At 37.1% G+C, this 20,377-nt stretch carries 16 protein-coding genes; 1 reads left to right on the top strand and 15 read right to left on the bottom strand.

The features are described 5' to 3' along the window. Positions 1–282: 282 nt before the first annotated feature. From B6A32_RS18325 to B6A32_RS18395, 15 genes are all read right to left on the bottom strand, one after another. Entirely contained in the window at positions 283–1,671 is a 1,389-nt protein-coding gene (locus B6A32_RS18325; RefSeq protein ID WP_085306368.1) for a DUF1329 domain-containing protein, read from the bottom strand. Between the two features lie 21 nt (positions 1,672–1,692). Continuing rightward, positions 1,693–3,738 carry a DUF1302 domain-containing protein gene (locus B6A32_RS18330; protein ID WP_085306369.1) on the bottom strand — a complete coding sequence of 682 codons (2,046 nt, stop codon included), beginning with the start codon at positions 3,736–3,738 and terminating at the stop codon, positions 1,693–1,695. 306 nt (positions 3,739–4,044) lie between these two features. Then, entirely contained in the window at positions 4,045–4,260 is a 216-nt protein-coding gene (locus B6A32_RS18335; protein WP_085306370.1) for a DUF2835 family protein, read from the bottom strand. A gap of 12 nt (positions 4,261–4,272) precedes the next feature. Beyond that, positions 4,273–6,825, bottom strand: a complete 2,553-nt coding sequence (gene pepN, locus B6A32_RS18340; protein WP_085306371.1) for an aminopeptidase N — start codon at positions 6,823–6,825, stop codon at positions 4,273–4,275. A 113-nt stretch (positions 6,826–6,938) separates the two neighbouring features. After that, complete coding sequence (gene nhaC, locus B6A32_RS18345; protein WP_085306372.1) at positions 6,939–8,396, bottom strand: Na+/H+ antiporter NhaC; 1,458 nt, start codon at positions 8,394–8,396, stop codon at positions 6,939–6,941. Positions 8,397–8,633: 237 nt separating this feature from the next. After that, on the bottom strand, positions 8,634–10,670 hold the full coding sequence (gene prc, locus B6A32_RS18350; protein ID WP_085306373.1) for a carboxy terminal-processing peptidase: 2,037 nt from the start codon (positions 10,668–10,670) through the stop codon (positions 8,634–8,636). Between the two features lie 15 nt (positions 10,671–10,685). Further along, positions 10,686–11,414, bottom strand: a complete 729-nt coding sequence (proQ, locus tag B6A32_RS18355; RefSeq protein ID WP_085306374.1) for an RNA chaperone ProQ — start codon at positions 11,412–11,414, stop codon at positions 10,686–10,688. Between the two features lie 11 nt (positions 11,415–11,425). Next, the gene (locus B6A32_RS18360) at positions 11,426–11,722 is read right to left on the bottom strand and encodes a hypothetical protein (RefSeq protein ID WP_085306375.1); all 297 of its coding nucleotides are present in this window, start codon (positions 11,720–11,722) and stop codon (positions 11,426–11,428) included. Beyond that, positions 11,722–12,198, bottom strand: coding sequence for a GAF domain-containing protein (locus B6A32_RS18365; RefSeq protein WP_085306376.1), 477 nt, complete (start codon positions 12,196–12,198; stop codon positions 11,722–11,724). The genes B6A32_RS18360 and B6A32_RS18365 overlap by 1 nt, the downstream gene beginning before the upstream one ends. Positions 12,199–12,603: 405 nt before the next feature. Further along, on the bottom strand, positions 12,604–13,080 hold the full coding sequence (locus tag B6A32_RS18370) for a RidA family protein (protein ID WP_085306377.1): 477 nt from the start codon (positions 13,078–13,080) through the stop codon (positions 12,604–12,606). Positions 13,081–13,099: 19 nt separating this feature from the next. Beyond that, positions 13,100–13,516: a GFA family protein gene (locus B6A32_RS18375; RefSeq protein ID WP_332888783.1), complete on the bottom strand. Its 417-nt coding sequence runs from the start codon at positions 13,514–13,516 to the stop codon at positions 13,100–13,102. A gap of 162 nt (positions 13,517–13,678) precedes the next feature. Further along, positions 13,679–14,977, bottom strand: a complete 1,299-nt coding sequence (locus B6A32_RS18380) for an NRAMP family divalent metal transporter (protein WP_233131473.1) — start codon at positions 14,975–14,977, stop codon at positions 13,679–13,681. A gap of 45 nt (positions 14,978–15,022) precedes the next feature. After that, the gene (locus B6A32_RS18385; RefSeq protein WP_085306378.1) at positions 15,023–15,649 is read right to left on the bottom strand and encodes a TetR/AcrR family transcriptional regulator; all 627 of its coding nucleotides are present in this window, start codon (positions 15,647–15,649) and stop codon (positions 15,023–15,025) included. A gap of 143 nt (positions 15,650–15,792) precedes the next feature. Then, complete coding sequence (locus tag B6A32_RS18390; protein ID WP_085306379.1) at positions 15,793–17,088, bottom strand: M20 family metallopeptidase; 1,296 nt, start codon at positions 17,086–17,088, stop codon at positions 15,793–15,795. Between the two features lie 49 nt (positions 17,089–17,137). Beyond that, positions 17,138–18,571, bottom strand: coding sequence for an amidohydrolase family protein (locus tag B6A32_RS18395; protein ID WP_085306380.1), 1,434 nt, complete (start codon positions 18,569–18,571; stop codon positions 17,138–17,140). A gap of 350 nt (positions 18,572–18,921) precedes the next feature. Here B6A32_RS18395 and B6A32_RS18400 point away from each other — a divergent pair, with 350 nt between their 5' ends. Beyond that, positions 18,922–20,376, top strand: coding sequence for a M28 family peptidase (locus B6A32_RS18400; protein WP_085306381.1), 1,455 nt, complete (start codon positions 18,922–18,924; stop codon positions 20,374–20,376). Position 20,377 lies beyond the last annotated feature (1 nt).

Here is a 20,377-nt window from a genome sequence, read left to right on the forward strand (position 1 = left end):
ATTTAGCGTGAACAGAGTTCAGCGCATCGGATTACCCTCATATTTTAGTTTAGCTAAAATTATGAGGAATGAAAATTATTATCAAATTGATTAATTAAGCGCTTTACTATTTATCTGAAAAAATAGATATTTACAAGCCATACAGTATAGTCCATCGCCACCGTTATTGATTTTAACTACCATCAACAAACTGCTAATTCTTCAACCTGGCATAAAAACTCTTGATAACATTTAAAACAAAAACGGCTAGCATTAGCCAGCCGTTTTAATCATTTAGTTATTTTATCTTCTACCTTCACGACGCAATGCCGAAGAAGTAAAGTCTACATCTTGTAAATCTGCCGAAAAGTCGTACATGTTAGCTTCATTATCTAAGCCCATCGCAATATAACGACGAGACTGTAGGTCATGAAATACTTCTAACGTTGACCATTGTGTTGGTACTTCATAGTAATTAATACCATGAGCAACCCCAACACGATAAAGCTCGTCACGATTGTCGTAAATGTCGGTAACCGCTACTTGCCAACTATCTTCATCGATAAAAAACACACGTTTTTTATAAGTATGACGAGTATCAGACTTTAAGTTAGCTTCAACAACCCAAACACGATGTTTTTCATAACGTACGAGTTCTGGATTAATATGACCCGGTTGTAATATTTGGTCATATTTTAAATTGTCGCTATGCAAACGATAATCGTTATAAGGAATTAATAACTCTTGCTTGCCTTTTAGTGTCCAATTATAACGATTTGGCGCACCATTAAACATATCAAAATCATCAGTAGTTCTTAAGCCATCTGACGCTGTACCAGGTGCGTCGTAAGCAACGTTAGGTGCACGACGAACTCGACGTTGACCCGTATTGTATGTCCATGCTTGACGAGGTGTTTTTATTTGATCCATAGTTTCATGAACTAATAATGCCGTACCTGCTAAACGAGCTGGCTCTGTTACTTTTTGCTTAAACTTGAATAAAATATTCGTTTCTTGCAGCTCTGCGGATTTAACACCTTTAACACCGTATGGAATTAGTAATTGATCATCAAAACCCATATAGGTGTAATCGCCAGAAGACGTAGGTGCAGCTTGACCACCTTCACGAACAATTTTTTCACCACGATAACGTAAAATATGATTCCAAATTGCTTCTAAACCACTTGTTGGCATCGGAAATGGAATGCCAACTGCAGCTTCAATGATACCGTTACCACCTTCAACCAATTCAGTTTTAGTCGCATTATCTACACTTGCTTGATAAACATGCTCAGGATACGACGCTGAACGGCGTGATTGATAAATATTCATTTTATAAGTATCAGGGTAAGTTTCAAATAACTTGATTTGCCCCGGTGTTAATAAACTCTTGTATTCAGCTAAATTGGCAGCGGTAATAGTATACAGTACTTTATCTTCAGGGAATGGATCAACATGATGATCACCAACTGTATAACCAGCAGGAGCTGATTTTATACCACCTGTCCAAGATGGAATAGAGCCGTCTTTGTTCGCTGCACGAACAGCACCAAATGGTGTTAACTCTTTCTCTAATTTAGCCGCATCTTCATCACTGACTTTTGCTGATGCAGAAGCCGATGCTAATGCTACTGTGACCGCCATTGATACTAGCGTTACCTTTTTAAAGGTACTTTTAAATATATTTCTCATGAAAATAGTCCTCATACAACCTTAAATTGAATACTTAATGTTAAAAGATACATAATCGCGATCTTCCATTTGATTGGTCGTGCCTACACCACCAAAGAAGCTGTTGTAGCTTAAGTCTGCTGACCAACGGCTTTGGTAATCGAAACCTAAACCAAGTGAGACTGACTTTCTATCTTCAACAAACAAAAATAAAGGATCCGGTGTTATACCGTTTACATCATGTGAAAACACAACTTTTGGCGAAACGTTTATGCCAGCAAATACATCGTTATAATCAAGTTTTGCTACAAAACGATATCCCCAAGCAAAGGCACTTGGAAATGGGTTGGTTTCAACGCCATCTTGTAAAGCTAACTCCAAACCTTCTTTACCTGCAACACCACCGTTTCTTGCAGTACCAGGACCATTCAATCGTAAAACGTCTTGATCCGGCATATCTTGAATATCAATGGCACCAACTTCTAGCAATGTTACCAATTGGCTGGCACCAAAACTTGGTCCCCAAAGATGAGTTAACGTCATTTGTGCCTGTAATGTATCAGACAATATATAACCGTTTGCACGTTCTCCACCGGCAAATACTGGCATTTGTGAAATACCATCTAACTCTGTACGACCTAGATTATTCGCTAATTGTTGTGGCATAGCGGCGAATAACAATTCAACATCATCAATTTGTAAAGGTTCGTCTTGACGATAAGTTATTTCACCCGCAACAGATGTTGTACCAACGGCAGTGTTAAAACTTAACGCGTAAAGCTTAATATCTTCAATATAATCAAGTTCTACACGTGAAAATGCTTTTAAATCAGTATAGTTATCATAAGTAATTTCTGTAGAAGCTAACATACCAACATCATGCGCTAAAGCTTCAGGAGTAAAATCTGCTGTTACACCAGAAAATACAGGACGACGACTATGGTAATTCATGTGGTAGAAGCTAATTTCTGTATCATTTAGCTCTGGTAAATACCAAGATAAACGTAAACCATATTGGCCACCATCTTCAGGATCGTTTTCAGCCCCCTCTTCACGTAGCGTTAACTTAGTTGGGAAACCACCAACATAAGCACTACCGGCATCAGCCAATGCAAGGTTGCCGTTTAGAATTTGTGCTCTTAAACCATTTAAATTTGTAATCAGTGAATCAAGATCCATATCTGGGTTACTGGCGAAGTTCAATTGTACGTTATTAAATTGTCCACCGTCACCAGCAAAGTCATTAGTTGAAAAGTAGCTTCCTGGGGCCGGTAATACCGTTTTTTCCCAGTTATATTGATAAAACATTTCAACGTTAAAGTTTTCAGTTACACCTAAAGATGCCCAAACAGCACCAAAAGGAATAAACGCTTCTTTTAACTCTGAACCTGGAGCTTTAAGACGAGAGATATCAACAGGGTTGAGCTCACTGATACCGTGTGAAATTAGTGTACTTTCACCCCAGCTTATTACTTGCTGACCAACGCGAACAGAAAATGGCATTTCACCTAAGTTAAAATCACCATAAACAAAAGCATCTAAAACACGAACATCACGACAAACTTGATCGCGTGCTTCATCATCACGACAAGGGTCATTAACTACACCTGAACTTGGGTTAGTCCAAGCTCTTTCACCGTCGACCATTTCAAAGTCATAGAAATACATCGCACGACCAAAGAAACCAACGTTATCATAACGAATGTCTAAATCGTGTGAGCCTTTAATTAACTTAGAAAAACTTTCACCTGAATCGTAATTAAGGTTGCCGTTATCGCCATTGGTTGAATAACTTCCAGCGCCATCCCATACAGTTGCTGCATTAGGGTTTACATTGAGTATTGGATGATATTGGCTAAAATCAAAGCCATTATTAATATTATTAGACTTACCGACATTATCATTCCAATTTCTATCTTCTACACGCCAGCTTGTGCCTGCAGAGAACGTAGAATCGAAACTGATATCGAAGTTCCCTAACTGAAAGTTTTTTGCCTGAACATTAGCACTAGTCAATGTAATTAAGGCGGCGGCAATGCTGACAGCAAGTGGCTTTTTGTAAAAGCCGTTGCGAAGGTTCTGTTTCATATCATTTCTCCCCAAATGTAATTCTGCATTTTTATTTTTATATCCATCTATCATGGTATAAAACAATAATTACATCATTTACATCATGTGGCAAGCGCTAAAACAACAGTTAAAGCCCTTTATATTAAAGACTTGAGTTAAGTCATCTGATGAGAATGAAAAGCCGTTTAAAACGCATGTTTTAAACGGCTAGTATTTGAGCTGCATTTATTAACTAGTGAACAGAAATAGTCTTCGACAAAGTAATTGTAACCTTGTACTTTTCACCTAGGATGGTCTGACCACTGTTTAAAGCAAAAACTCTAATCAAGATATTTTATCTAATGACAAAAATTTATTGTTGAGAGTTTGTAAACAAAAGTGCCCTTTTATACCTGTTCCTTTAAGATGCTTTCGCAAATGCATAGCTGGAAACTCAACTTTAACGCCCTGATCTGACATCACTACAATCGATTGAATTCGTCCTTGATAATAAGGTAAATACTCTTGATTAGTTATATTCAAGTAAAAGTAATACTTCATTCAGCTTTCCTATCACGCTAGTGCCGCATCAAGTTTTTCTTTTAAATCCTTAGAAAGTACTTCTTGCTTAGCTAACTGTTCAAGTTTAGCTTTTATCATAATTTGTCTGTCTTGATCAAAAGACTTAAATTGTATCAATGGTGTTATTAATCTAGACGCTACTTGCGGGTTTATATCGTTAAGTTTAATTAATTGGTCAATTAAAAATTGATATCCCCTGCCTGAAGCACAATGAAAATAACGTGGGTTACTATTGACAAATGCGCCGATAAGCGATCTCGCTCTATTTGGGTTTTTCAAACTAAATAACGGATGGGCAATAAGTTTCGATAAGTTGTCAAATATAGACTCATCATTAACACTGGCTTGAATGGCAAACCATTTATCCATAACGAGTGTTATGTCTTGCCATTTGCCTTCAAAATCTACCATCATCTCATTAAGTTTTTCATGAGAGCTTTTTGCTGCACAGCTCAGCGTAGCCAATGTATCTGTCATATTATTTGAACTTTGATACTGCTGAGTAACTAAATTTTGGTGATCATTTAAACGAGTTAAATAGCTTAAACATATATTTTTTAATGCGCGTTTTCCAATAGCTTTACCATCATTAGCATAGTCAGCTTGTATATTTTGTTGGTATTGCTTTAACAACATAGGTGCTAGTTTACTGGCTATTTGATGCTGAATATTTTCAATGGCATTGAGTAAAGCTATCGGGTCAACTTCATCAATACTATCGGCTAATTCACTAAAACTTGGCAACGTTAACTGTTCAGCTTTAAAGGCCTCTGAAATATCAGCATTTAAAATTTCAACAAATGCGCTATATAAACTTTCAGGCAGTACTAACGCTGGATTATGTAATAACTGCATAATGTAAGTAGTTAACAGCTTTTGCCCTGCATCCCAACGACAAAACTCATCTGTTGCTCTTGTCATTATAATTTGTAGATCTTGATCCGGTTGGCTAAAGGGGGCTTTAACAGGCGCTGAAAAACCCGTTAGCAAAGCTAATACTGGCTTTTGGCTAAAACCTTTAAAGGTCCAAGATTGCTCTTTTTCCGTTAATTGCAACAAGGTTGATTGATTCTGTTCATCTTTAGCCGTAATTAATTCTATGCCAATGGGAATATGTAATGCTGGGTTGTCTCCATTCGATTGCGCTAAAGTAAGTGTGTATTCAGATGTTTTAATATCAAAGCTTTCATTCACATTAATTATTGGAGTTCCTGATTGCGTATACCAATGTTTAAATTGGGTTAGGTCAACACCTGAAGCATCTGACATTGCACTGATGAAATCATCACATGTTACTGCCATACCATCGAAACGTTTAAAATATAAATCTATGCCTGCTCTGAATTTATCAGCACCTAACAAGGTATGGATCATACGAATAACTTCCGCACCTTTTTCATAAACCGTTAGGGTGTAAAAGTTATTCATTTCTATTACTTTTTCGGGTCTGATCGGATGCGCCATTGGCCCTGCGTCTTCAGCAAATTGTAACGAGCGCAGTACACGAACATTTTGAATACGATTAACAGCAGCAGAATGCATATCAGCACTAAATTGTTGATCTCTAAATACCGTTAAACCCTCTTTTAGGCTTAATTGAAACCAATCTCGACAAGTAACTCGGTTACCTGTCCAATTATGAAAATATTCATGGGCAATAACAGCTTCGACATTAAAATAATCAACATCTGTTGCACTGGTTTCATCAGCTAAAACAAATTTGCTGTTAAATACATTTAAGCCTTTATTTTCCATTGCGCCCATATTAAAAAAGTCAACGGCAACGATCATATATATATCAAGATCGTATTCGAGCCCGAAAGTTTCTTCGTCCCATTTCATTGAATGCTTCAATGAGGCCATGGCATGATGTGCTTTATTGAAATTACCTTTATCTACAAATATCTCTAAAGCAACATCACGCCCTGAACTGGTAGTGAAATTGTCTTTTAAAATATCAAAATCACCAGCAACTAAAGCAAATAAATAACAGGGTTTTGGAAATGGGTCATGCCATTGCACAAAGTGCTGACCCGAAGGTAAATCTCCTTCAGCAACTTTATTACCATTTGATAATAAAAATGGAAACTTCTCTTTGTCTGCAATAACTTTAGTGCTAAACGTTGCCATAATATCTGGGCGATCCAAATAATAACTAATGCGTCTAAAACCTTCTGCTTCACATTGTGTACAATAAGCATCGCCAGATTTAAATAACCCTTCAAGCGCGGTGTTATCTAGTGGATTAATTTCAGTAATAATTTCTAACGTAAACTCAGCTTTGTCTACCAGCAAAGATAAACTGTTATCACTTAGTTGATAATCATCACTTGATAATATTTCATCGTCTATTAATACGGACAAAAGCGTTAAATGTTCACCATCAAGAACTAGGGGATCTTTGGTCGCTACCTTACGTGTCATCTTCATACGATTAGTAACACGGGTTTTAGTTTCGTCTAATTTAAAATCTAGTTCGACTGTAGAAATTGAAAAGTTTGATTCGCTATAGTCAGCTAAATATCTTGGGGCAAAATCACTCATGTGTATCCTCAATAGATTGCATAATTTACCTATTAGTAAATTGCATTTTTAACAGGTAATAAAAAGCCTGTAATAAACAGGCTTTGTGAATATTTATTTATATTTAATATATATTATGTGCTTGTTACTATTTTTTTAATTTTAAAGCCCAAATATGCATATGTCACGGCTAATATAGGGTTAATTAAGTTAAAGAAACAATAAAATATATAGTCATAAGAAGTTAATGCCATTGCGCCAAACATAAAAGCACCACAAGTATTCCATGGAATTAAAGGAGAGGTAATGGTACCTGAGTCCTCTAAAGTTCGACTAAGTACAACGGGATGTAAACCTCGTTTTTTATACTCTTCTTTATACATTCTACCGGGCATTACAATTGCCATGTATTGGTCCGCAGTAATTAAATTGGTACCAATACACGTTGCCACCGTACTTGCTATTAGACTGCCAATTGATTTAGCTTTCGCTAAAATTGTTTCGACAAACTTTTTCAACATGCCTAAGTGCTCTAAAATAGCACCAAAACTTAGCGCAGTAACAACAAGCCAAATAGTATTTAGCATGCCTGACATACCGCCACGACTTAATAGTTGATCAATTTCACTATTACCGGTTTCTACAACTACACCATCAAAAAAAGCGGTCCAAACCACCATAATAACGGCTTTAGTTGACTCTACACCCTCAGCCGCCATCGCTGAAATTAATTCTTGTTGAAAAATTAATGCCCAAATGGCGCCAATGACCGCACCTATTGCAACGGCTGGGAATGCTGGCATTTTCTTATAGGCCATAACCAATAAAATAAATAGGGGGATTAAATTTAAAATTGAAATGTTGTATGTATTTTCAAGTGTGCTGGTTAATGACGCTATGCTGTCTGTGCTACCAACTTCTGCTGAAGAGTGATTAAAACCTATAATAAGAAAAAGAATCAATGCAATAGTAATAGATGGGATAGTTGTCCAAAGCATATAACGAATATGTTCAAATAACTCACTACCTGCAACTGCGGGTGCTAAATTAGTGGTTTCTGATAAAGGTGAAAGCTTATCACCAAAGTAAGCACCTGAAATTACAGCACCGGCGGTTACTGATGTAGAGAGTTCAAATCCACCAGCAATACCTATAAATGCAACACCAACAGTTGCGGCAGTTGTCCAAGAACTACCTATGCTCATTGCAACAATACCGCACACTAAGCATGTTGCAGCATAAAACCAACTTGGGTCTATAATTTTTAACCCGTAATAAACCATGGTAGGCACTGTGCCAGATAATAACCAGGTACCAATTAATGAACCTACAGCTAATAAAATGAGTACTGCACCTAGAGATATTGATATGCCATGAATAATCGCCTTCTCCATAGCATGCCAGGTATGACCATTTTTAAGCCCTATTACGGCGGCAACACCAGTAGCTAATAACAAAGCAATTTGATTAGGTCCAGAAGATGAGCTATCACCAAAGAAAGTAACGCCGGCTATGAGTAAACAAATAAGCACAAAAATTGGAATTAAAGAATCCAACATAGACGGTGGTCGAGTTGATTGAGGATCAGACATAGATAAATTTACACCTTATTATCTTAGTTATTATAGTGGTTATATTATTTGTGTTAGTAAGATGCCGACTGTTGTCAAATAGTGCAAGGTTTTTCTGACAATTTATCGCTAACTAGCCCTTTGTTTATAAGGATATGTAAGAATAATTATGCAAAATTTTCAAGTAAAAATTTAGCCTGGTTATTCTAAAATAAAAAAACCACCTAAAGGTGGCTTTAATATTCGCTTATAAATAAGCTATTTTTTGACGACTTTACCCAATGAGACCAAGTCGAAAGTAATTTTAGCAGTTTCATCTAAAAATGGATCTAACTCTTCTAAATCATCTGGTAAATCATCTAAGTCAGTAACTTTTTCTTTACCCATCAAAGTTAAACGTTCATTCGCACGAGCTAGTTGCTTGGCTTTACGGCTTTCTTTTTTCTCTTTCCGTTTTACTAAATTTAACGAAATAGTTTTATCATCTTTTTCTGCTTTGTATTCTGCAATGTCAGATAGCAAATAGTTAAACTCTTTATTGTTCGCAACGCGCGAACTATGTAATGAACTTAAATAAGTAACATCTTGGCTAATATCTTTAAGTTTATTATAACGAGCTTGTGGAATTTGGTCCCAAGGCAGCGCATTCTCTTCTTTACTTTCACCCCAATCAGCTGGATCTATTGCTGATGGAAATTCAATATCAGGCAATACACCGCGATGTTGAGTGCTGCCGCCATTTATGCGATAAAATTTAGCAATAGTAAATTGGATACTACCAAAAGGGTTTTCATAAAGGTCATAAACACGACCTAAACCACGATGTTGTTGAACCGTACCCTTACCAAAAGTATGCTCACCAACCACAACACCTCGACCATAATCTTGAATCGCGGCTGAAAATATTTCTGAAGCTGATGCACTGTATCGGTCAACCATTACCGTTAATGGACCTTCGTAAAAGCTAATACCGTCTTTATCACTATTCACTTGTACACGATTAGCACCATCACGTACCTGCACTACAGGACCTTTATCAATAAATAAGCCGGTTAGTAATGTCGCTTCTGTTAATGAGCCGCCGCCGTTGCCACGTAGATCAACAATAATGCCTGATACGTTTTCATCTTTAAGCTTAGCTATTTCTAATTTAACATCACGAGAAAGATTGTTATAAAAACTTGGAATGGTGATAACACCTAATTTTTTAGTGTTTTCATCCGCTTCATTTTCATAATACACTTCTGATTTAGCTGCACGGTCTTCAAGTTTAATCGTATCTCTGATAATTGAAACGACTTTAATCGTGCTATCGTCTTCTGACTCTTCGCCTAAAACTTGCAGTCTTACTTTAGTGCCTTTTGGGCCTTTAATAAGTTCTACAACATCATCTAAGCGCCAGCCAATCACGTCGACAAACTCTTTATCGTCTTGTGATACACCAACAATGCGATCTTTAGGTTTTAATTCTTTAGACTTGTCTGCAGGACCGCCAGATACAACACTTTGTATAACGGTATAATCTTCTTCTGCACGTAATACTGCCCCTATACCTTCTAAGGATAGGTTCATTTCCATTTGGAATCTTTCAGCATTTCGTGGTGACAAATAAGATGTATGTGGTTCAACTACACGAGCAAAACTGTTCATTACAACTTGAAATACGTCTTCGCTTTCACTTTGCTTTAAACGTTTAATCGCATAACGGTAGCGTTTACCTAGTACTTCTTGAATTTTTTCCCACTCTTTGCCGGCTAGCGTCAAATTAAGGGCGTCGTACTTTACTTTTTTGCGCCATAGTTCGTTAAGCTCATCGGTTGAGCTAGCCCATGGCGCTTCTTCACGATCAAAATTATAATATTCGTCTAGTTCGAAATTAAAAGGCTTCTCACTCTCTAATAAACTAAGAGCATACTGATATCTTTCTAATCGTCGTTGTAGATTAAGATTATAAATTTCATAAGCAATATCAAGTTTTCCACGTGAAATTACCGTGTCAAATTCATCTCGATATTGCTCAAATGCCTTTACGTCTGAGGCAAGAAAAACATTACGAGCATAATCAAGCTGTTTAATGTAGCGATCAAATATTTGCTCAGAGAGTAAGTTATCAACTTTTATTTGTTTGTAGTGTGCACGCGTAAATTGCGCCGTTATTCGCTTAGTAGATGTAGCGTGTTGACTTTCTGGCGCTAATACAGGTAAAACTAAGTTGTCTTCTTTACTGTCAGCAAATATTGAAATGCTGGCAAGTGACAACGATACCGCAACAGCTAAACGACAAAATTTATGCATTCACTTACTCCAAATTTATTCTGTAAAAATATTTTTAACTTGTGTTTTAACAACCATACCTGAGTTTAATTGTACGCTAACATCTTTACCTGAAACTTCTGTAATAACAGCGTCCATTGATGATTGCCCTAATTGCACTTTAATACTTTTGCCGACAACAACATTACTTGTTTCAACAGGCTTAAGTTTAACAGCAGGTTTGCTAACAGCACGTTTGGTTGATTTAACCGAATTGAACTTTTCTTTACGGCTACTATCAGTAGAGTCTTTAGCCGCAGGTTTAGTTCCCTTAGTATTACTACCTTTATAAGGTTTTTTTGCAGCTTTGTCTTTAGGTTTTTTGTTACCAAATTTCTCTTGGCTTTCCGAAAGTGTTTTGCTTGCGTAATCAGCTTGTTCTTGATCAATTTTAGCATCGTCGTTACCGTCGATATCAACACGATATGCATCTAGCTTAATCGCTTTTAAATAGCGCCAGCTGCTTGTGTAATGTCTCAGTGCTTGACGTAAGCGAGTTTTGCTAACGGTTTCATCACCCGCTAACTTTTCTGCTAAATCTTGGAATATACCAATTTTTAATGGTTTAGCAGCGCCCTCAATAGAGAAACATGCTGGAAATTTTTCAGCCAAATAGGCGATAATTTCTTTTGTGCTAATACGCTTAACTTCTGCATCAGCAGTTGACGTAGGTTCAATTACTTCGTCTGCTACTACTTTTACTTCGCTTTCTTTTTTAGTTTCCATAAATACAACTTTTAAAAATTTTGATTCTGATCTGCAAGATATTGTTCTCGATTTTCCAACAAATGTCGGCACCAATCATAAATATCTTCACTTTCGATTTCAGCTAAGGCTTCTTGCCCTATCCACGTATCCCACACCAAAGCAAGCAATTGCTCGAGTTCCTCTGGCGCAATATCTTCTTCTGCTAAATCATAAACGGTATGATAAATCTCGTTTATGCGTTCAGCGACTACTTCTTCTTGACCATCCCAATCACCAACAACGGCTTCTGAGACAAGATAGTCATGAATAACAATAAATTCTTTCATTAGTTTAACACGCCATGCGTGATCATAACATTTTCAAATAAACTAATTATTTTTTCTAGTCCTGCTTGATCGTCAGCATCAAAGCGATTAAAGGCTTGGCTGTCTATATCAAGCACTGCAATGACTTTATCGTTTAAGCTTACGGGTAATACGATTTCTGAATTAGTCGTAGCATCACAAGCAATATGACCATCAAATTCATGCACATCCGCAACGCGTTGTACTTCGTTTTCACTTACTGCTGTACCACAAACACCACGACCTACCGGTATGCGTATACAAGCTACTTTACCTTGGAATGGACCTAGCACAAGTTCATTGTTTATCATTCGGTAGAAACCCACCCAATTAACATCAGCCAATTGCTCAAACAATAAAGCACTAACATTTGCCATGTTCGCAATAACATCAGCTTCATCGCTGATCAATGCTTCAACTTGTGAATGTAAGTCACGATAGAAAGTATTTTTGCTCATTAATAATCATGCCTAGAATAAAAACGCATAACATACCCTGATAGCGCCTTAAATTAAAGCGCTATCAGCAGCAATTAGCAATTATATGTGAATTTATTGTAGTTTAATGCCAATTATTTGCTTCAAAGCTGGTGTAGTAAATTCATTTGCCCTTTTACATGGAATTTTAAAACTAAACAGACAAACAAGCGCAGTAGATTTTTTCGGTCTAAAATCGATTACATCCCCTTATGTTAAGTCAACAATAATTAAAGGAATGCTAACGCTAAATTAATTAGATACACGTACTTACATTAGATGAAAAAATATTGCAGAAAAAATAAAAAACAGAGTGATAACACTCTGTTTTACTTTAAAGATAATTAAATGAAGATAATATTTATAGTATTGGGCAAATACAATCAATTAATGAGTGCTAGCAATACACTCAACCTCCACAGTCGCATTTAAAGCAAGTTTATTTACCGCAAATGCACTTCTAGCTGGGTATGGTGGTGAAAAGAAACGTGTATAAACTCGGTTAAATGCTGCAAAGTCAGCAATATTAGTCAACATAACAGTGCACTTTACAACATTTTCCATGCCATACCCGTGGCTTTTTAACACTTGTTGTATATTCGTTAACGTTTGATTAGTTTCAGCAATAACACCACCTTTTGCCAGTTTACTTGTTTTAGGATCTAAGCCTATTTGGCCTGACAAATACAAGGTATTTTCAACACGCACTGCCTCAGAAAAAGGTAACTTCTTTGATGCCGGTTTTGTATTTAAAAATTCAACATTTTTAGGCTCAGAACCTACATTTTCTAGTTGTTTGGCAAAGACCATGTTATTCAATAATAACGGCGCTATGGCACAGAGCATAATACTAATTTTTTTCATCGTAAGTTATCCTAATTAATTATTTAGTCGGTATTGTTTCAAACGCTGGAATATTTGATACTTCGTTAAGCCAAGGAACTGCCGAGTTATGCCAAATTTGGCTTTTAGGTATCAGTAAATTGCGTTGCTCAATGCAACCTGCTCTTATGCCATACACTCGGTTTGTAGGCTCCTCTGAAGTTGCATAAATTGCACTTCCACAATTTTGACAAAAACCCTGTGCTCGTTTATTGCCACTTTCTGCAATCTTTATGTATTCTTTGGTTTTACCTTTAGTAAATGTTAAACCATTGGGCTCTGAGATAACCACGCTTCTAAACGCGGTACCAGATAGTTTTTGACAGTCAAGGCAATGGCATAATATTACCTTATTTTCGTCAATTTCTGCTTCAAAAGTTATTTCACCGCAATGACAACTGCCGTTAATATGCATCATTATTTTTACTCTACTTACATATAGAGACTTAATAGTCTCTTGTTTGTGTTATTTGATATATAAAAATTCAATCATTGTTCAACTATCCGCACAACATTAAACAATGGTTAATCTCGAATAAAATTAGTCTTATTCATAAACAAAAATTTTAAGATGAAAGCGTTAAGATAAAAACTTCCACCATAAGAAAAACAGGCTAAATAAGGTTAATACCGTTAAACAAGTTAAGGTATACACTTTAAACCAGCCTTGTGGCTTGAGTTCATCATCAACATCTGCACCCATCATTACTTTATAATTTAACCACGCGTATATCGGTGCACTGACAAAAGATACCGTAGTCACAAAATCAAGCAGTGCTTTAATATCTGCGCTAAAATCACTAATAATCCACCAACTACCAACAACTAATAATGCTAACGAAATTATATAAGCTTTATTCGCTTTACTTTGTGATGTCTCGCTTGGTGTTGCTTCGTCTTTCTCGCTATTTGCCAATAAAACAGCGCGTTTCCAAACTTGTGGAAAACCATCAGCAACAGCAAATGTAGTAGAGAATAAAGCAATAAAAGTGACCAGTGCCATCAATAACCAGCTCCATTCACCTAACGCGGTGCTATAAATACCAACCAATTGTCCGGCAAAAGCTGCGGCTGATTGCGCAAAACCTTCGCCCTGACCAAACATTAGTAACGCGCCTAACCATAAAAAAATAACGGCCAATAAAAAGCTTGTAATGTAGCCAATATTAAAATCTATTGTGGCATTTTTTGCAGAAATTTTACTTGGCTTATCAACCTGAGATGTTGTCCAAATAGAATGCCACACCGATACTTCTATCGCTGTTGGCATCCAACCGATAAGTGCAACAATAAAAGCGATACTTGCGGCTGAGGTTAATGAAATAATAGGCGCTTGACCTGAAGGCGTAAAACCTAAACGATTAATGGCAGCAAACCAGGCTATAACACTTGCGATTACTAAAATTAGCATCATCCACTTTAAAAGGTTGTTTAATAATTTATAGTGACCAATAAGTAATACAGCACAAACAATTCCAAGCACAAGGGCCGCCCATTGTGACAAAGATAGAACGTCTCCAAATAGGTTCATTGCCAATGCTGCCGTGACGATAGTTACGCCTGATTGAACAAAAAACATCGTGACAAAGGTTAGAAATAAGAATAAATAAAAGGCCCAGTTTCCTACCCGCTTGTAACCATCGAGTAAGCTTTTACCGGTAAGGCCTGCATATTTAGGACCAAATAAAAAAAAGGGATATTTAACAACATGGGCAAGAATAATAAAGCCTAATAAGGCGAAGCCAAAGTCAGCCCCAGCTCTTGTTGCTTGTACTATATGCGAAACACCAATACTGGTTGCAGCCCAAACAATACCGGGGCCTAGAAGTGCGAATATTTTAGTAAATTTCATAGAAGCCAAAGGTGAATTTAAATTCACAACAATTTAATACCTAATGCGTTAATTTGCAACTTTTTTCAATAGTTAAGTCGTTAAATAAGGTAGCACTATTTTAGATAATTCATGTGTAAGTTCTTCTGCGTTAAGTTCACTGGCAATAGCAGGTGTAAGAGAAGGATAAAGTACTTTCTCAAGCAAACTCGTAATCATCATAAAAATAGCGGTATCTGCGGCTCTACTCTGGTTTTCTACTTTAATTTCATTATTAAATTTCAGCAATAAACCGGCGAGTCGCCGATAGATACTTTTACGATCAACCAGTTTGTCTGACTCTAACAAAGTTGAGTGCAAGCGTGAATTTAAATGTAAAGTTCGAAATACGCTTTTACGTGCCGCTGAAAACTCATAAATTTCGATAGAAATTATTTCTACTGCTTCTTTTAAACAGCTAAAATTAAGCAACTCTAATCGGTCAACCCATTGGTTGAGTTCATTACCAAAATCTTGATAGAGTAAAGGCAGTAAAGATTCTTTATCTTTAAAACGCCGATAAAACGTGCCTACAGATACGCCAGCATGATCAGCTAACTCTTTAATTGATATATGTTCGAAAAACTTATCTTGCAAACATAAATGTAAAGCGGCTAATAATTTTCGTTGAGTATCTTGGCTTCTTTTTTGCTTTGGTTTGAATACATTTTCGCTTGGCATTTTAATAATTTTCTATACGGTCATGAAACTACCCGAATAATGCAGTTTTTAATAAAAAACAGCAATATAAAAATTCATCTGTGTTGTTGGAAGGAGGTAACAACACTAAAATAAATTCTTATACTGCCATAAAGGGTTTTCGACTATTTAGCTTGTTCCATATAATCCAAAGTTAATTGTGTTAATGCCGCTGTGCCTGTTTTAAATGATGACTCATCAGCGAAAAAGTAAGGTGAATGATTACTTGCTGCTTTTTTTGGGTCTTTATCAGCAGGTGTTCCACCTAAAAACACGAACAACCCCGGTACTTCAAGGGCATAGAATGAAAAATCTTCTGCTCCTGTGATCTTAGGTAAAATATTCACCTTATCGATACCTGCTACCTTTTGAAGGCTAGGTAACATTTGAGCGGTCAATTCAGGGTTGTTAATGGTTACTGGATAGCCCTCGTGAATATCTAAACTCGCCTTCGCACCAGAAGCAGCTGCAATATGCGTGGCTGTAGTATTTATTTTCTCAAAGATGTGTTGACGATTATCCATATCGAAATTGCGAATAGTGCCAACCATTGCTACCTTATCAGGAATAATATTATTGCGCACACCGCCAGAAATTTTGCCAAAAGATACAATAGCAGGCTCTTTGGTTATATCTATTTGGCGACTAACAATATGATTAATACCCGTTACTATTTGAGCTGCTGCTGAAATTGGATCAACGCCAGTCCACGGTATAGAGCCATGTGTTTGCTCACCGTGCACCGTGATCTCAAAACTGTCTGAGCTGGCCATAAATGGTCCACTGCGATAACCTATACTACCCGTAGGTAAACTTGAGGTTATATGCAAGCCGAAAGCGACATCAGGTTGGTGCCTTTTAAAGATGCCTTGTTTTAACATCAGTTCCGCGCCCCCTTCTTCATTCATTGGAGCGCCTTCTTCTGCTGGCTGAAAAACAAACATAACATCGCCGTGCAATTCATCCTTCATTCCTGCTAACACTTCAGCAGCGCCCATAAGCATAGCAACATGTGTATCATGGCCACAGGCATGCATAATACCAACATCTACGCCACGGTAGTTTGTTGTTTTTATTGATTTAAATGGCAAATCCACTTGCTCGGTTACTGGTAAGGCATCCATATCTGCACGCAACATAACGGTAGGACCAGATTTTGCACCTTTTAAAATACCAACGACACCTGTGTAAGCAATTCCAGTTTCAACCTCCATCCCTAGGTTTTTTAAATGCTCAGCGACAATTTTTGCTGTACGAACTTCACGGTTACCTAGCTCAGGATTCTGATGAAAGTCACGACGCCATTCAATAACTTTATCTTCAACATTGTGGAGTAATTTTTTATGCTCTGTTGATGCATTTGCACTAAAAGAAGACATTAAGCCCATGGCAACACAACAAGAGATGATTGATTTTTTCATAGTAATTCCTTGGCAGAATAAATAATGATTCATTGGTTTGATTGTTGATTCAGTGTAAGCCAACAACTTCTTTAATAGTGGCTCTAATTTTACTTGAGTTGTAACCAACTCCGTTTTTAAAAACAAGGTCCATGTTACGTATCGCAGAGATGTCTTTGGCTAAATCCCCGTTAACTAAAATTAAATCAGCATGCTTTCCTGCTTCAATTGTACCAATATGTTGTTCACGCCCTAAATATTCAGCGGCATTTAAGCTTGATATTTTAATCGCTTGCTCAATACTAAATCCCGCTTCTACTAATAATTCAACCACACGTTGATTAGCAAAGCCAGCAATTACACCACCGAAACCAGTAGGATCAGTGCCTGCCATTAATTTACCACCAGCTTCAACAAACTTTTTCTCTAATAACATCATTTTTTTAAACACAATTGGCCAAGTAGCATTTTCTTGTTTTGCGACTTTCTCCCAAGTGCTTTCATATTGTTTACGTACCTGCGGAATTAATACTTCAAGTGCTTCTGGATAAGCTTTTGGGCGACCTTTAGTAAAGGTTTCAAATACAGGTAATGTTGAGGTTAAAGTTACGTCTTTACGGATCAATAAATCAATGAGATCGTTAACTTCTTTCGAGTCAATATCAAGATCAACTAACGATTGATGAGCTACTTTGTTACTTGGGCATTTATCTTTAACTTTATCTTTAACAAAGTCTGTTGCCGCAAAAAAACCATGTTCTAAATTATCTATGCCCAACTCTGCTGCTTCTCTGTAAGTTACTGAGCATAAATGAGCAGTCACTTTGTGATTTTTTTGATGAGCTATCTTTATAACTTGAGCAAGTTCATCTTGATGAATATGCATATACGCTTTATAAGAAGTTACACCTTCCGAAATCCAATAATTCATCATGGTTTTCGCGTTTTCAGCATCTCGCAAAGGTTTAATCTTTAAAATAGGTAAACCAGGTCCATTTAAATATGGTGCCGTTACGTCAATATCAGGACCAATAGATTTACCCGCATTAATGGCGTCGCGTAGCGCTAAGTCAGCATAAGGAGCTGTTGTACCCGCTGTTCTTGCGGTGGTAACTCCACCTGCTAAATACAAACGTGGGAAGCTATAAAGCATTTCCGTGTAGTTAGCTCTGCCTGTTGGGTAAAAAAGATGTTCATGCATCATAACTAAGCCAGGAATAAGCGTTTTACCCTGGCCATTAATCGTCGTAACATTTTCGGCTATATCAAAGTTTTTGGTATCGTTTATAGCGACTATTTTACCTTGATTAATTAACACCGTTTGTTGTTGTTTCGCCGCGCTACCTGTTCCGTCAATAACACTGACATGGGTGATGGCAATATTACCTTTTGCATAATCAATAAATTCATCAACGTTATTAGCGAGTGCAGTTGAAGAAATGCTTGTTGATATCACCAACAAGGCTGACGATATACGATTTAAAATTGGTGTTTTTATTTTCATAAAGCTAATTCTGTAATTTCGTTATAACTATCATAAAGACTAAGAGTTTAAATGTAAATATAAATTCACATAAGGTAAGCTAGTGATACTAACCTCCTAAAAAGATAGATAATAAAAACACTTATCTATATATTACAATGAGTTAATTAATTACCTATTTATAAATTCAATAGGGTATATTTAGATTAAGGATAAGTTGAATGCAAACTTATAACCGAGCATTTGCTGAAACTTAAAATGCAAAAGTGAGTTAAGTTGAAATATTAACGGGATAGATGGCCTCGTTAAACAAAGAAACTATGATAGGCTTTTAGTGTCATTATAATAATAACCGATAGTAGGCGCATGTTATGTTTATCAACCCTCTCTTTACTAAGAATGTAAATTTTTCATCCTTATTTGCTAGTTCAGCATTCACTTACACACCACGTAAAACATTAGCTGCACTATGTGCCCTCAGCGCACTGATCCCTGCATACGCTGCTAATGTTGTCGTTCCGCCGAGTGAACAAATGGTGTTACGCGATATTCAGCAACAAGTTAGTGCTAATCGGCTTAAAAGTGATGTTACTGAGTTAGTAGGCTTTGGCACGCGACACACACTTTCTGAAACAAAATCAACCACACAAGGTATTGGCGCTGCACGACGTTGGATCAAGTCTGAGTTTGATAAAATATCAGAACAATGTGGTGGTTGTTTAGAAGTTATCTATCAAAAGCAAACATTTTCTGGTGAAAAGCGTATTCCTAATCCAACTGAGGTTGTTAATGTAATCGCGATTCAACGTGGGCAGCTTGATCCAAACCGCTATATTGTTATGTCAGGCGATATAGATTCTCGCGTGTCAGATCCACTTGATTTTACCAGTGCTTCACCGGGCGCAAATGATAATGCTTCAGGTGTTGCTGGTGTTATTGAAACGGCAAGAGTACTTTCAAAATATAAGTTTGCTGGAACGGTTGTTTATGCAGCTCTATCAGGTGAAGAGCAAGGTTTATTTGGTGGTAAAATTATGGCCGGTATCGCTAAAAAAGAAGGCTGGCGTGTTGAAGCAGTAATTAACAACGATATGATTGGCAATATCTCTGGTATTAATGGCGTTATTAATAACACCACTGCGCGAGTATTCTCGGAAGGTGTTCGCGTGGTTGAAACTCCAGAAGAAGCTAGAAAGCGTCGTTTTACAGGTGGTGAAGTTGATTCTCCTTCACGCAACGTTGCCCGTTATATCGACGAAATTGCTGATAAATACATTCCTAACTTAGACGTTATGATGGTCTATAGACTAGATAGATTTGGCCGAGGTGGACATCACCGTCCTTTTAATGCGGTTGGATACCCTGCTGTTCGCATTATGGAAACGAATGAGCATTATGATCGCCAACACCAAGACCTTCGTACAGAAAATGGTCGACCATATGGTGATGTAATATCTGGCGTTGATTTTGATTTCAACGCTAAGCTCACTTCGTTAAATGCAGTAACTATGGCCGCAATGGCCTGGGCTCCTGCGCCTCCTGCCAACACTGAAATTTCAGGTGCAGTTAAAGCATCAACTACGTTAACTTGGCAGCGCCCTGAAGGTAAAATGGCAGAAAACTTAGCTGGTTATCGAGTACATTGGCGCTTAACCACTGAGCCTACTTGGACACATAGCCAATATGTTGGTGACGTTAGCGAGTTTGAGTTAAAAAACATTGTAATTGATAACTACTTCTTTGGTGTAACCAGTGTGTCAAAAGATGGCTTTGAAAGCCCTGTGGTGTTTCCTGGCCCTGCAGGTTCTTTTGGTGGTTATAAGTAAC

The organism is Colwellia polaris, from assembly GCF_002104515.1.
Lineage (GTDB): Bacteria > Pseudomonadota > Gammaproteobacteria > Enterobacterales > Alteromonadaceae > Cognaticolwellia > Cognaticolwellia polaris.

Excerpts from the sequence above, each read along its gene's own strand:
- B6A32_RS18395 (WP_085306380.1), bottom strand. The coding sequence starts at position 18,571 with ATGAAAATAAAAACACCAATTTTAAATCGTATATCGTCAGCCTTGTTG.
- B6A32_RS18385 (WP_085306378.1), bottom strand. The coding sequence starts at position 15,649 with ATGCCAAGCGAAAATGTATTCAAACCAAAGCAAAAAAGAAGCCAAGAT.
- B6A32_RS18335 (WP_085306370.1), bottom strand. The coding sequence starts at position 4,260 with ATGAAGTATTACTTTTACTTGAATATAACTAATCAAGAGTATTTACCT.
- pepN (WP_085306371.1), bottom strand. The coding sequence starts at position 6,825 with ATGAGTGATTTTGCCCCAAGATATTTAGCTGACTATAGCGAATCAAAC.
- B6A32_RS18360 (WP_085306375.1), bottom strand. The coding sequence starts at position 11,722 with ATGAAAGAATTTATTGTTATTCATGACTATCTTGTCTCAGAAGCCGTT.
- nhaC (WP_085306372.1), bottom strand. The coding sequence starts at position 8,396 with ATGTCTGATCCTCAATCAACTCGACCACCGTCTATGTTGGATTCTTTA.
- B6A32_RS18400 (WP_085306381.1), top strand. The coding sequence starts at position 18,922 with ATGTTTATCAACCCTCTCTTTACTAAGAATGTAAATTTTTCATCCTTA.
- B6A32_RS18375 (WP_332888783.1), bottom strand. The coding sequence starts at position 13,516 with ATGATGCATATTAACGGCAGTTGTCATTGCGGTGAAATAACTTTTGAA.
- B6A32_RS18370 (WP_085306377.1), bottom strand. The coding sequence starts at position 13,080 with ATGAAAAAAATTAGTATTATGCTCTGTGCCATAGCGCCGTTATTATTG.
- B6A32_RS18390 (WP_085306379.1), bottom strand. The coding sequence starts at position 17,088 with ATGAAAAAATCAATCATCTCTTGTTGTGTTGCCATGGGCTTAATGTCT.
- proQ (WP_085306374.1), bottom strand. The coding sequence starts at position 11,414 with ATGGAAACTAAAAAAGAAAGCGAAGTAAAAGTAGTAGCAGACGAAGTA.
- B6A32_RS18330 (WP_085306369.1), bottom strand. The coding sequence starts at position 3,738 with ATGAAACAGAACCTTCGCAACGGCTTTTACAAAAAGCCACTTGCTGTC.
- B6A32_RS18325 (WP_085306368.1), bottom strand. The coding sequence starts at position 1,671 with ATGAGAAATATATTTAAAAGTACCTTTAAAAAGGTAACGCTAGTATCA.
- B6A32_RS18365 (WP_085306376.1), bottom strand. The coding sequence starts at position 12,198 with ATGAGCAAAAATACTTTCTATCGTGACTTACATTCACAAGTTGAAGCA.
- prc (WP_085306373.1), bottom strand. The coding sequence starts at position 10,670 with ATGCATAAATTTTGTCGTTTAGCTGTTGCGGTATCGTTGTCACTTGCC.